Here is a 12319-nt window from a genome sequence, read left to right as displayed (position 1 = left end):
GCACCTGCATTTCTGGGGTTCCCTCTGTGAGCTGAACAACTGTACAGCTATTTTCAAGGAAGCAAAAGAACCGTCCCCCTGCTTCCCAAATATTGAACCGTAAAGGTGTGGTTAAATGATCAGTGTCACCAAGCTTTTATGTGATACGGAGTATTTTGGTGATTCTCTCCGCTATAGCCAGGACTCGCAAGGCCAGGTACACGGGACAACCGCGGGACATGGTCCGGTGGTGGTGTGGAATTGCACCCGTACCTGCAATTTAAAATGCAGGCATTGCTACTCAAATTCCGAAGCCAAAGATTATGAGGGGGAGCTAACCACAGGCGAGGCCTTGCGCTTTATTGACAGCTTGGCTGAGTTCAAGGTCCCGGTCCTCCTTTTTTCCGGTGGTGAGCCTCTTCTGAGAAAAGACCTGCTGCAACTGGCCTCATACGCTGCAAGCAAGGGGATCAGACCCACTATTTCCACCAACGGCACCCTTCTAGAGCCTGATACTGTAAACTTTCTGAAAAATATCGGAGTAGGCTATGTCGGCGTCAGCCTGGACGGGATTGGGGAAAACAACGACCGCTTTCGCGGGCGCCGGGGCGCCTTTAACGCTGCCTTGAAAGGGATTCGAAACTGTATTGCGGCAGGCCAACGGGTGGGGCTTCGCTTTACCATCAACCGTAATAACTATAAAGACTTGAACGATATTTTCGACCTGGTCGAGCAGGAGGATATCCCCCGTGTTTGTTTTTACCACCTTGTCTATGCCGGACGCGGCAGCAAGATGGTGGAAGAGGACGTCACCCGCCAGGAGGCCCGTGCGGCCTTAGATTTGATCATGGACAGGACCCTGGATTTTTACCGCCGTGGTCTGAAAAAAGAAATACTAACCGTTGACAACCATGCCGACGGTGTATATATTTACCTCAAACTTAAGAAAACGGAGCCCGTCAGGGCGGAACAGGCGCTTAAACTTTTGCGGCTCAACGGGGGGAACCGGACCGGGGTCGCCATCGGCGCTGTGGATTGGTATGGCAATGTCCACCCGGACCAGTTTACCCAGAACCACACCTTCGGCAACGTCAAGGAACGCAAGTTTGGCGATATCTGGACCGACGCCGGCCAGCCAATTTTAGCAGGCTTGAAAAACCGTAGATCCTTGCTCAAGGGGCGCTGCGCTCAATGCCGCTGGCTGGACATCTGCAACGGCAATTTCAGGGCCCGGGCCGAGGCAGTTACGGGGGATTTTTGGGAGTATGACCCCGCCTGCTACCTGACTGCGGAGGAGATTGGTCAAAAAAACTGATGCTGTATATTTTTTTGTTGGATTGCAAGCTTTGCACAGACATACTTGAAATAGGGGGTATTTTGGATGCCTTTTCCTGTACAACGCCCCAGGCGGCTCAGACTTAGCGAGAATATACGGCGAATTGTGCGTGAAACCAGCCTGTCCGTTAACGACCTGGTTTACCCTGTTTTCGTGACCCACGGAAAAAGAGTTGCCCGTCCCGTGGAGGCCATGCCCGGTATCTGCAATTATTCAATAGATCAACTGCTGGGAGTTCTTCAGGAAGTTGTTGGCTTAAAAATCCCTGCCATAATGCCCTTCGGGATTCCTGCTGCAAAAGATGAAGTTGGTTCTGAGGCTTACGCCGATGATGGGATTATCCAGCAGGCGGTGCGGGCTGTCAAGAAAGAGTACCCGGAACTAATGGTAATCACCGACCTTTGCCTCTGTGAGTACACCAGCCACGGACACTGCGGGATTGTTGAAGACGGTTGCGTACTGAACGATCCAACCCTGGAGCTGCTGGCAAGGACTGCGGTTTCTCACGCGGAAGCGGGCGCGGATATGGTTGCCCCTTCGGACATGATGGACGGCAGGGTAGGCGCCATACGAGCTGCGCTGGATGCCGGAGGTTATGAAAACATACCGGTTATGGCCTATTCTGCCAAGTATGCTTCCGCCTACTATGGTCCGTTCCGGGAAGCGGCAGGCTCAACCCCCCGCTTCGGAGACAGGAAGGCCTATCAGATGGATCCTGCCAATGCAGCCGAGGCGCTGCGCGAAGTCCGGCTGGATATCGAAGAGGGGGCCGACATTGTCATGGTCAAGCCGGCCCTGGCCTATATGGATGTAATTCGCCGGGTCAAGGATGCGTGCGACTATCCTGTAGCGGCCTATAATGTCAGCGGTGAGTACAGCATGGTCAAAGCTGCGGCCGCAAATGGCTGGGTGGATGAGCGCAGGATCGTACTGGAGACCCTCACCGGCATTAAGCGGGCCGGCGCCGATATCATCATCACCTACCACGCCATCGACGCTGCCAAGTGGATAAAAGGGTTATAAGTGGGACAAAGATCTCTTGTAAGTGAGATACGGGAAAGTCTAAGTTGTAGCAAATCCACGGTAAAGGCGTAAGGCTTAGGTCGTAGGGCGTAAGATATAAGGACATTTTAATACTTTTGAAAAAGTAGTATTTTTTGCAACTGTATGTTTTGCCAAACGTAAAAAATTTTCTTCCTTCGCTTTATGACTTTTGAGTAAGATTTAACCTGTACTTTAACTAATAAACAAAAAATACACCTCTTCCTTAAACAATTGGTTTTACGCCCTACGCCTTACGACCTACGACTTTTATACGGAGGTTTATTGTGATAATTTCCTGGAATACAACAAATGCCTGTAACATGTACTGCAAGCACTGCTACCGGGATGCCGGGGCCAAGGCCGAAGAGGAGCTCGGCACTGAGGAAGGCCTGGCCCTGATTGACCAGATTGCCGGGGCAGGTTTTAAAATAATGATATTCAGCGGTGGCGAGCCGTTGATGCGAGATGATATTTTTGATCTGGTGAGCCACGCTCGCGAGATGGGTCTGCGGCCTGTATTCGGGACCAACGGTACCCTGATTACGGGGGGAACAGCTCAGAAGCTGAAGAAAGCCGGGGCGATGGCCATGGGCATCAGTCTCGACAGTGTCGACTCCGTGCGTCACGATGATTTTCGCGCCACACCAGGCGCCTGGCAGGGCGCGGTCGACGGCATGCTGGCCTGCCGCGAGGCCGGACTGCCTTTTCAGCTCCATACCACAGTGATGGACTGGAATATGCCGGAAGTGGAAAAGCTGACCGATTTTGCTGTGAAGATGGGAGCCATTGGCCACCACATCTTTTTTCTGGTCCCTACCGGGCGCGCTGTTAATATTGAGGCCGAATCGCTCAGGTCTGAACAGTATGAGGAGCTCTTGCGCCGGATTATGCAAAAACAGGCTGAAGTTAAAATCGAGTTGAAACCGACCTGCGCCCCACAGTTTATGCGCGTTGCTGACCAGATGGGGGTCAAGACCCGTTTCAGCAAGGGCTGTCTGGCCGGGATATCTTATTGCATCATCAGTCCCAAGGGTATTGTGCAACCCTGCGCCTACCTGAATTTGCCGGCCGGGAATGTCCGAGAAACACCCTTTGGGGAAATCTGGCGGGAAGCGGAGATATTTAAAAAGCTCCGCACCGAGGACTACCAGGGAGGCTGCGGAAGCTGCCGGTACCAAAAGGTATGCGGCGGCTGTCGGGCCCGTGCCTACTTTTACCACGGTGACTATATGGCTGAAGAGCCGTGGTGTATCTACCACGGGCGAAGGGGATATTGAACATGGTGTTTGACGAGACGGACAGGAAGCTTCTCAGGCTTATCCAGACCAGTTTGCCTATTGTTCCCGAACCCTACCGGGAGGTAGGAGAAGTGCTGGGCCTCAGTGAAACTGAGGTAATCGCACGGCTAAGGCTGCTGATTGAAAACGGGGTCATCCGCCGCCTCGGCGGGGTTTTTGATTCCAGGAAACTGGGTTACAGTGGGGCTCTATGTGCCATGGAGGTCACTGCAGAGCGCATCGATGAGGTGGCTAAAGTGGTCAATTCATTTGCTGGAGTGACCCACAACTACTTGAGAGAAGACCCAATCAATATGTGGTTTACACTGCTGGCTCCTTCCGAGGAAAAGCTGGCGGAGACTTTAAAAGGGATCAGGGAACGTACCGGTATACAAGAAATCATGACCTTTCCCGCTGAAAATATTTATAAAATAAGGGTGAACTTCGATCTCGACTGAGGTGTTAGTTTTGGAGCTGAGCGAACAGGACAGACAAATAGTTCGGGTTCTACAGGAGGGCTTGCCGTTGGTTAGCCGTCCTTTCCAGGCCCTGGCACAAGTTTTGGGGATGTCCGAGGAGACCCTCATAATGGACGTAAAAAGGCTTGTTGACCAAGGCCTGATCAGGCGTTTTGGGGCTACCGTGCGCCATCAGGATCTCGGTTACGTGGCCAACGCCATGGTAGTATGGGATGTTCCTGACAGTCAGGTTCATGAGGCCGGCAGGATTATGGCCGCTTTTGAAGAGGTAACCCATTGCTACCAGCGGCCCCGCCACCCCAGGTGGCCTTTCAATCTGTATACGATGGTGCATGGACAGACCAGAGAGGAATGTTTGCAGGTGGCGGAGAGAATTTCCAGGGCCGCAGGCTTGGAAAAATACCGTCTTTTATTCAGCACTGCTGAATTGAAAAAAAGCAGCATGCGCTACTTTGAATAAGGAAAGGGGTTTTCTAAAAGTGCCAAAAGACTTCTCCAAATCAGTTGCTCTTTACGAAGAAGCGCTTAAGATCATTCCCGGCGGTGTAAATAGCCCGGTCAGAGCTTTTAAATCTGTTGGTTTAAATCCCGTCTTTATCAGCCGGGGTGAAGGCGCGCATATTTATGACGCTGATGGCAATTCATATATCGATTATGTGGGTTCCTGGGGCCCTTTAATCCTGGGCCACCGGCATCCCCATGTAATTGAAGCTCTGGAAAGATGTCTGCGGGAGGTCGGCACCAGTTTCGGAGCCCCAACGGAATTAGAAAATATCCTCGCTGCCATGGTTGTGGAAGCTGTTCACTCGATAGATATGGTCCGTCTGGTTAACTCCGGGACGGAAGCCACCATGAGCGCTCTAAGGCTGGCCCGGGGGTACACCGGACGCAATAAAATTGTTAAATTCGAAGGGTGCTACCACGGGCATGCCGACTTTTTGCTGATCAAAGCAGGTTCCGGCGCTTTGACCCTGGGGACTCCCACCAGCCCTGGAATACCGCCCGGCTCGGCGGTTAACACCATTATTGCCAATTACAACGACCTCGACGGTCTTAACGAAATTTTCAAGCTGGAAGGCGAGGATATCGCGGCAGTCATTGTCGAGCCGGTTACCGGCAACATGGGGGTCATCCCGCCGGCCCCAGGGTTTTTGGAGGGTCTACGCAACCTTACCAGCACTTACGGGAGCCTTCTCATTTTTGATGAGGTCATGACCGGATTTCGTGTCGCCTATGGGGGAGCCCAACAGCTTTACGGCATTACTCCTGATTTAACCTGCCTGGGTAAAATCATAGGCGGTGGGCTTCCAGTAGGGGCTTATGGCGGAAAACGTGAAATCATGGAGAGAGTTTCCCCATCCGGTCCGGTCTACCAGGCGGGGACCCTGTCAGGCAATCCCCTGGCTGTTACCGCCGGCATTGCCACCCTGGAGATAATCCGGCAACCGGGAGTATACGAGCAGCTAGAACAGAGTTCTCAAGCCCTTGCGAGCGGTCTGGCCGAGGCTGCCGGGGAAGCCGGGGCAGAGGTGTGTCTTAACCGGGTTGGCTCAATGTTGTGTTGTTTCTTCACCGGGCAAGACGTTAAGGACTATGCTTCAGCCTGTACTTCCAATACTGCTCAATATGCGGCCTTCTTTAAGGCGATGCTGGAACAGGGGGTCTACCTGGCTCCCTCGCAGTTTGAGGCGGCATTTATGTCCTTAGTCCACGGCGACGGCGAAATCGACGAGACAGTGGAGGCTGCGCGCCACTCCTTCAAGACAGCTATGGAAAAGTAGACTTCTATAAGTAAATGCATATGGAACAATTTTAGATAAATGATGGTATGAGGAATATATCCTCCAACCTGAAAATGTAGGGCGAATTCATTCGCACAAGAGTTGCATTAGATGCCCAAGTGCGGCGCTGGCGCGCCGTGTGCGATTAAAATCGCATCTGCATCGGCTGGTATTTTCATGATACGTGGCACCGCGATAGGTATGATTGTCTGCGAATTAAATTAAAATAAAGTTTAAGAATTGGCTGATTGTTTTTATGGCAATAAAGAGTATAATGTTTACAAGTAAAAATTCATAAGCCTGACGGGTACGGGCGAAACCGTCCCGGAGGGTCAAAAAGATTCTGCGAAGAAGGGAAATCCCCTGCTCTCAAGGAGAAGTGACAGCACTTTTAGGCCCTTTTTCGCACAAGAGAAAAGGGCTTTATTATTGTTGAAGGTTATGTTTGCGTTGTAAGCCCGCAGGTCGCCGTGGCAAGTTTAATATAGGGGGATTCATATGGACAGGCGCATTGGTGTGATCGGGATCGTGGTGGAAAGCAGAGAGGATGCTTCCCGCCGGATTAACACGGTCCTGAGTGAGTATGGAGAAATGATTGTGGGGAGGATGGGGGTCCCTTACCGGGACCGCAATCTCTCGATTATCTCCCTGATTGTGGACGGATCTACGGACGAGATTGGCGCTATGACCGGTAAGCTTGGCAGCCTTACCGGAGTTAAAGTAAAAACAGCGCTATTGACAAAAGGTTAGACTGGAGGGCCGTTAAGTGGAGTTTCGCATTGAAAAGGATATGCTTGGTGAAGTAAAAGTTCCACAGGCAGCCTATTACGGCATCCATACCGTTCGTGCGGCCGGCAATTTTCCGGTATCCGGATTTAAAACAAACCCCTTCCTAATCAGAGCGGTGGCCCAGGTCAAGCAGGCAGCGGCAGAGGCCAATATGAGCGCGGGACTGTTGGACCGCAGGATTGGCGAAGCCATCGTCAAGGCTGCAGGCGAGGTAGCTGGCGGTGGACTGTCCGACCAGTTTATTGTTGATGCCTTTCAGGGCGGGGCGGGGACATCCACCAACATGAACGTTAATGAAGTGATTGCCAACCGTGCCATAGAACTCCTCAGGGGGCAAAAAGGGGACTACCTGCTGGTTGACCCTTTGGAGCACGTAAATTTATCCCAGTCGACAAACGATGTCTATCCGACCGCCCTGCGGGTTGCCGCCATTGGCAGGGTCCTGGACCTCAGCGAGGTACTGGCTGATCTCCAGGGCGCCCTGCAGGAAAAAGAGGCGTCGTTCGCAGGGATATTAAAAATTGGCCGCACTGAGATGCAGGACGCAGTGCCGGTTACGCTGGGGCAGGAATTCAGCGCCTATGCCGAAGCCATTGCCAGAGACCGCTGGCGCCTTTATAAGGTCGAAGAGAGGCTGCGTCAGGTTAACCTGGGTGGTACTGCGGTGGGTACGGGTTTGAACGCCAATCCTCATTATATCTACTCAGTTATTGAAGAACTTCGAGCTATAACCGGGTACGGTTTAGCACGTTCTGAGAATACCATAGACCTGACCCAGAATACCGATGTCTTCGTGGAGGTGTCCGGTCTTTTAAAAGCGGCGGCGGTAAACCTGGCCAAGATGGCCGGTGACCTGAGGCTTCTTTCCTCAGGCCCCCTCGGAGGTCTGGCTGAAATCAAGCTGCCGGAAATACAGGCCGGGTCATCGATCATGCCAGGCAAGGTAAACCCGGTGATTCCTGAAATGATTACCCAGGTTTCCTTCCAGGTGATGGGCAACGATCAGGTCCTTGCGGCAGCCGCAGCGGCGGGTAGTTTAGAATTGAACGCCTTTATGCCGGTCATTGCTCATACCCTGCTCCAGTCCTTGGAAATGCTGATCAATGCGGTTAACATCTTAAACGAAAAATGTGTTAAAGGGATCATGGCGGATGAGGCCAGGTGCCGTCGCTGGCTGGAAGAAAGCCACGGTTTTATTACCGCCTTAACTCCCCACCTGGGTTACGGTCAAGCTGCGGAACTAGTTAAGCAAGCCAGGCGGGAGAGCAAGAATTTAAGGGAAGTCGTCATAGAATCAGGATTATTTACCTCAGAAGACCTGGCAGCTATTTTTACTCCTGGTGAACTTACCAGGCCGGGTGTGGCCGGGACCAAATACCTGAAAAAAGGCAGGGATAAAAGATGAGTGTGGGGAGTTTAAATGACACACCGCGGGGAAATAGGCTCCATATCGCTATTTTCGGCCGCCGCAATGCCGGCAAGTCCAGCCTGATCAACGCGTTGACCAACCAGGAAATCGCTATCGTATCCAGCATTCCGGGCACAACTACCGACCCCGTTTACAAGTCGATGGAAATCCTGCCGGTAGGTCCCGTGGTGATAATTGACACAGCCGGTATTGACGACGTGGGCGAACTGGGCGACCTGCGTATTCAGAAGACAATTGCCGTACTTCACAAGGCTGACTTGATGCTCCTGGTAATCGACCCGGTACAGGGCGCCGGGGAATATGAGAAGGATTTGATCAAGAAAGCCGCAGAGCAGGGAGTGCCGGTAGTCGGAGTCTTGAACAAGATGGATCTTAACCAGGAGGCCGGGTCGGAGGCAGTGGAGGAAATCCTGGGGATTAAGGTTGTGCCGGTAAGCGCTGTGACCAGGTTGGGCATCGAGGGTTTAAAAAAGGAAATCATCAAGGCTGCGCCCAAGGAGTGGACCTCGCCAACTATCCTCGGGGACCTGATTGACCCGGGCGATACCGTGGTGCTGGTAGTTCCCATAGACCTGGCAGCCCCCAAAGGCAGGATCATCCTGCCCCAGGTGCAGACTATCAGGGACCTCCTGGATAATGACGCCATTACCCTGGTAGTCAAGGAAAGGGAACTTAAGAGAGCGTTGGCAGGGCTTTCCTCCAAACCCAAGCTGGTAGTTACGGACTCGCAGGCTTTTTTGAAAGTGGACGCTGATACTCCTGGAGACGTGATGATGACCTCATTTTCCATACTGTTTGCCCGTTACAAGGGGAATCTGGAGGCGCTGGTGGCAGGGGCGATGGCAGTTGACAGATTGAAGCCCGGGGATCGTGTTCTTGTTGCCGAGGCCTGCACCCACCACCGGGTATCGGACGATATCGGCACCGTAAAAATTCCCCGCTGGCTGCGCCAAAAGGCGGGAGGAGAACTGCATTTCGACTGGTCCAGCGGAAATACGCTGCCGGCTGACCTGGGGCAGTACAACCTGATTGTTCACTGTGGGGCCTGCATGATTAACCGTAAGGAAATGCTGCACCGGATTATACAGGCCAACAGCGCCGGGGCGCCGGTGGTAAATTACGGGGTGCTGATTGCCCACGTGCACGGCATATTGAGGAGGGCTCTATCACCCTTCCCCTCTGCGCTTCAGCTGCTGGACGAAATTGAGACTGGAGTGAATTAAGTTGAGAAAAAAGTTCTTGGAAGTGTTGGAGCGTGCCGCCAAGTTCCTGGAACTGACCAGGGAGGACCTGGTGGCTCTGCTCAGCGCGGACGATGAGGAAAGTATCGCCCTCTTTCATCTGGCAGATAAGACGCGGGCCAGGTTTGTAGGGGATGAAATCCATTTGCGGGGTATCATTGAATTTTCCAATCACTGTGCCAGGAACTGTTCCTATTGCGGCTTGCGCAAGGATAACCTGGAAGTTGCCAGGTACCGTATGCCTCCTTGGGAAATCATCGAGAGCGCCGGCGCGGCGGCTGCACTTGGTTGTCGCACCATCGTGCTGCAATCAGGCGAGGAAGGGTATTATTCGGGAGAAATGCTGGCCGGAATTATCCGGGCCATCAAGAAGGACAATGATGTTGCGATCACGCTTTCCGTCGGGGACCGTTCCCGCCAGGATTACACCCTATTTAGGAAGGCCGGGGCGGACCGCTATTTATTAAAGCATGAAACAAGCGACCCGCGCCTTTTTGCCCGCTTACGTCCAGGCACATTCCTGGAAGAGCGATTGGAAAGACAGAGGTGGCTCTCGGAGCTGGGATACCAGGTCGGCTCCGGCAACATGGTGGGTTTGCCCGGGCAGACTTTAGAAACTCTGGCGGATGATATCCTGCTGTTTCGCAGGATGGGTATAGAAATGGCCGGAATCGGTCCCTTTATACCAAGCAGCCGGACACCTCTAGCCGGGGAGGCCGGTGGGACCTTGGCAATGACCTTGAAGACGCTGGCCGTTGCCCGGCTGGCTATGCCGCGCGCGCACCTGCCCGCGACAACATCGGCAGCGACGATTGATCCGCTGGGCAGGGTAAAGGTTTTACAATGTGGCGCCAACGTTATTATGCCAAACATGACACCGGCCAAGTACCGGGAGGATTACGCCATTTATCCGGGCAAAATCGGTCTGAACGATACGCCGGAGGAAAGCTACGCCAGGGCGGTCATGGATGTTGAAAAATCCGGACGCCGCGTGGGGGCCGGCTATGGCCACACGCTGCAGCATGAAAAGAGTTGCTCTGGACTGTAGTCCGTCTAGGGTCTGCTTGAGAAAGCAATGGCCGGCAACCCTGCAGTCCATGAGATAGTCGAGACTACCTTGGAGTAGATTGGTAAAAGGCAGCGAATTTATTTTACTGGGTGGAAGATTTGTTGACGAAGAGAGGGTATAATAATTCTAAGGGGGGACTTAGATGATTTTAACCACAACACAAACCATTGAAGGTAAACCGGTACTGCAGTATTTATCCATCGTGTCTGGTGAGGCAATTATGGGCGCCAATATCGTGCGGGATCTCTTTGCCAGTATTACCGATATTGTGGGCGGCCGCTCCGGTGCCTATGAACAAAAACTGGCCCAAGCAAGGCAGCTCGCGCTTGAAGAGATGTCCCAGCAGGCGCAAGCCTTGGGAGCCAATGCGGTGGTGGGAGTTGATTTGGATTACGAGGTAATCAGGGAAGGGATGCTGATGGTAACAGCAAGCGGTACCGCTGTTGTTGTAGCCAAGTAAGCTATTATTCGATAAGTCACCCTTTGCTATGATAGGGTGGCTTATTTGTTTTTTTTAATGAACATATCCACTGAAGTTATCAAAAGGGTTTGACGTTTTTCATGCGGATCATTTACAATAAAACAGTGCTACAAGTTTGTGAAAACCAGCACGTTGGGATAATTTAGTAATACCCTTGTTGAGAGGGGAACACATACCTGGTGGAGGAGTAATATGAAAACCCAAAGGGTGCCCGAAGCAACTATTAACAGGTTGTCGGTTTACTCCAGGTTTCTGGAGCGGCTGGACGAAAAAGGCATAATTACCGTATCATCTAATGAAATTGCCGAAGGGGTAGGGGTAAGCCCACCTCAGGTTAGAAAAGATTTAGCGTACTTTGGTGAGTTCGGCACCCGTGGTGTAGGCTATAATGTACAGGACCTCATGCGCTATACCTTAAAAATTCTCGGTCTGAACGTACCCTGGCCACTGCTGTTGGTTGGGGCGGGAAACCTCGGCTACGCCCTTTCAACCTACCGGGGGTTTAACAGCCGGGGATTTTCCGTCGTTGGCGTTTTTGACAATGACCTTAATAAAATTGGTAGAAAGGTCGGGGACCTGGATGTCTACCCGCCGGAGAAGATGCCGGATATTATCAATAAGCATAAGGTACGTATCGGAATAATTGCTGTTCCCCCCAAATCAGCCCAGGATGTTGCCGATTTAATGGTAAAAAACAGGTTGCACGCAATCCTCAATTTTGCTCCCGTTTCACTTAATGTGCCTGAGCACATTGTGTATAGGAATGTTGACCTTTCCGTTAACCTGGAGATACTAACCTTTAACCTGGGCATAAGAGATTCTTAGTCCCTGGTTATAACATGAATAATTTGAATCATAAAGGGATTTAGGAAACGTTGCACCGGGGTTACCGGCTTTAACGCAAAGGGGCAAGAGGGTATGAGTTCAAGAACCTATACACTGGACGTCAACACCCGTGAACGGACGCAATTACTGGATATTACCTCAGCGGTCGGCCGGCTGGTTGCCCAGAGCGGAGTAGCGGAAGGTACCTGCCTGCTCTATGTTCCGCATACCACGGCCGGCCTTACTATAAATGAAAATGCCGACCCCACGGTGGCGGCCGACATGCTGATGGAACTTAACAAGCTGGTACCCTTTGATGACGGCTACAGGCATAGTGAAGGCAACTCGGCCGCCCATATCAAATCGTCGCTGGTGGGGGTTAGCCTTGTTCTGTTTATCAGCGGCGGAAAGCTCCAGTTGGGGACCTGGCAGGGTGTGTATTTTTGCGAATTCGACGGTCCCAGACGGAGGAAGGTTATGGTCAAAATGGTTCAGGAGTAGCCTGACCATATCCATATCAAAAGCCGTAATTTCTATTGTCGGCAGCTTAGTTGGTCAAGCCTTGGATAGGGGCGGTAGAATACCCGCC

13 protein-coding genes are annotated in these 12319 nt (G+C 52.3%); all 13 read left to right on the top strand.

The features are described from left to right. Positions 1 to 115: 115 nt before the first annotated feature. The 13 genes from nirJ1 (at position 116) to Psfp_RS04255 (ending at position 12231) form a co-directional block, all read left to right on the top strand. The gene (gene nirJ1 / locus Psfp_RS04315; RefSeq protein WP_134217326.1) at positions 116 to 1294 is read left to right on the top strand and encodes a putative heme d1 biosynthesis radical SAM protein NirJ1; all 1179 of its coding nucleotides are present in this window, start codon (positions 116 to 118) and stop codon (positions 1292 to 1294) included. A gap of 66 nt (positions 1295 to 1360) precedes the next feature. Then, a complete protein-coding gene (hemB, locus tag Psfp_RS04310) occupies positions 1361 to 2338 on the top strand; it encodes a porphobilinogen synthase (RefSeq protein WP_134217325.1) in 978 nt (325 codons plus the stop codon). Positions 2339 to 2643: 305 nt separating this feature from the next. Then, on the top strand, positions 2644 to 3636 hold the full coding sequence (gene nirJ2, locus Psfp_RS04305; protein WP_134217324.1) for a putative heme d1 biosynthesis radical SAM protein NirJ2: 993 nt from the start codon (positions 2644 to 2646) through the stop codon (positions 3634 to 3636). A gap of 2 nt (positions 3637 to 3638) precedes the next feature. Continuing rightward, on the top strand, positions 3639 to 4094 hold the full coding sequence (locus tag Psfp_RS04300) for an AsnC family transcriptional regulator (protein WP_134217323.1): 456 nt from the start codon (positions 3639 to 3641) through the stop codon (positions 4092 to 4094). A 10-nt stretch (positions 4095 to 4104) separates the two neighbouring features. Continuing rightward, positions 4105 to 4575 (top strand): AsnC family transcriptional regulator, encoded by a 471-nt coding sequence (locus tag Psfp_RS04295; RefSeq protein WP_134217322.1) that lies wholly within the window; start codon positions 4105 to 4107, stop codon positions 4573 to 4575. Positions 4576 to 4594: 19 nt separating this feature from the next. After that, the gene (hemL, locus tag Psfp_RS04290; RefSeq protein WP_134217321.1) at positions 4595 to 5896 is read left to right on the top strand and encodes a glutamate-1-semialdehyde 2,1-aminomutase; all 1302 of its coding nucleotides are present in this window, start codon (positions 4595 to 4597) and stop codon (positions 5894 to 5896) included. Between the two features lie 498 nt (positions 5897 to 6394). Further along, positions 6395 to 6646, top strand: a complete 252-nt coding sequence (locus Psfp_RS04285) for a TM1266 family iron-only hydrogenase system putative regulator (protein WP_134217320.1) — start codon at positions 6395 to 6397, stop codon at positions 6644 to 6646. Between the two features lie 16 nt (positions 6647 to 6662). Further along, entirely contained in the window at positions 6663 to 8090 is a 1428-nt protein-coding gene (locus Psfp_RS04280) for an aspartate ammonia-lyase (RefSeq protein ID WP_134217319.1), read from the top strand. Further along, positions 8087 to 9337, top strand: coding sequence for a [FeFe] hydrogenase H-cluster maturation GTPase HydF (gene hydF, locus Psfp_RS04275; protein WP_134217318.1), 1251 nt, complete (start codon positions 8087 to 8089; stop codon positions 9335 to 9337). Before Psfp_RS04280 ends, hydF begins: the two co-directional genes overlap by 4 nt. 1 nt (position 9338) lies before the next feature. Then, positions 9339 to 10403, top strand: a complete 1065-nt coding sequence (gene hydE / locus Psfp_RS04270; RefSeq protein ID WP_134217317.1) for a [FeFe] hydrogenase H-cluster radical SAM maturase HydE — start codon at positions 9339 to 9341, stop codon at positions 10401 to 10403. A gap of 163 nt (positions 10404 to 10566) precedes the next feature. Next, positions 10567 to 10884: a YbjQ family protein gene (locus Psfp_RS04265; protein ID WP_134217316.1), complete on the top strand. Its 318-nt coding sequence runs from the start codon at positions 10567 to 10569 to the stop codon at positions 10882 to 10884. 213 nt (positions 10885 to 11097) lie between these two features. Beyond that, positions 11098 to 11730: a redox-sensing transcriptional repressor Rex gene (locus Psfp_RS04260; RefSeq protein ID WP_134217315.1), complete on the top strand. Its 633-nt coding sequence runs from the start codon at positions 11098 to 11100 to the stop codon at positions 11728 to 11730. A 93-nt stretch (positions 11731 to 11823) separates the two neighbouring features. After that, positions 11824 to 12231: a secondary thiamine-phosphate synthase enzyme YjbQ gene (locus Psfp_RS04255; protein WP_134217314.1), complete on the top strand. Its 408-nt coding sequence runs from the start codon at positions 11824 to 11826 to the stop codon at positions 12229 to 12231. The last annotated feature ends 88 nt before the right edge of the window (positions 12232 to 12319 follow it).

Origin of the sequence: Pelotomaculum sp. FP (assembly GCF_004369245.1) — a bacterium.
In the GTDB taxonomy this organism is placed as follows: Bacteria; Bacillota; Desulfotomaculia; order Desulfotomaculales; family Pelotomaculaceae; genus Pelotomaculum_C; species Pelotomaculum_C schinkii.
Note: the sequence above shows the minus strand (reverse complement) of the source record. Positions and strands in the feature narration are given on the sequence as shown.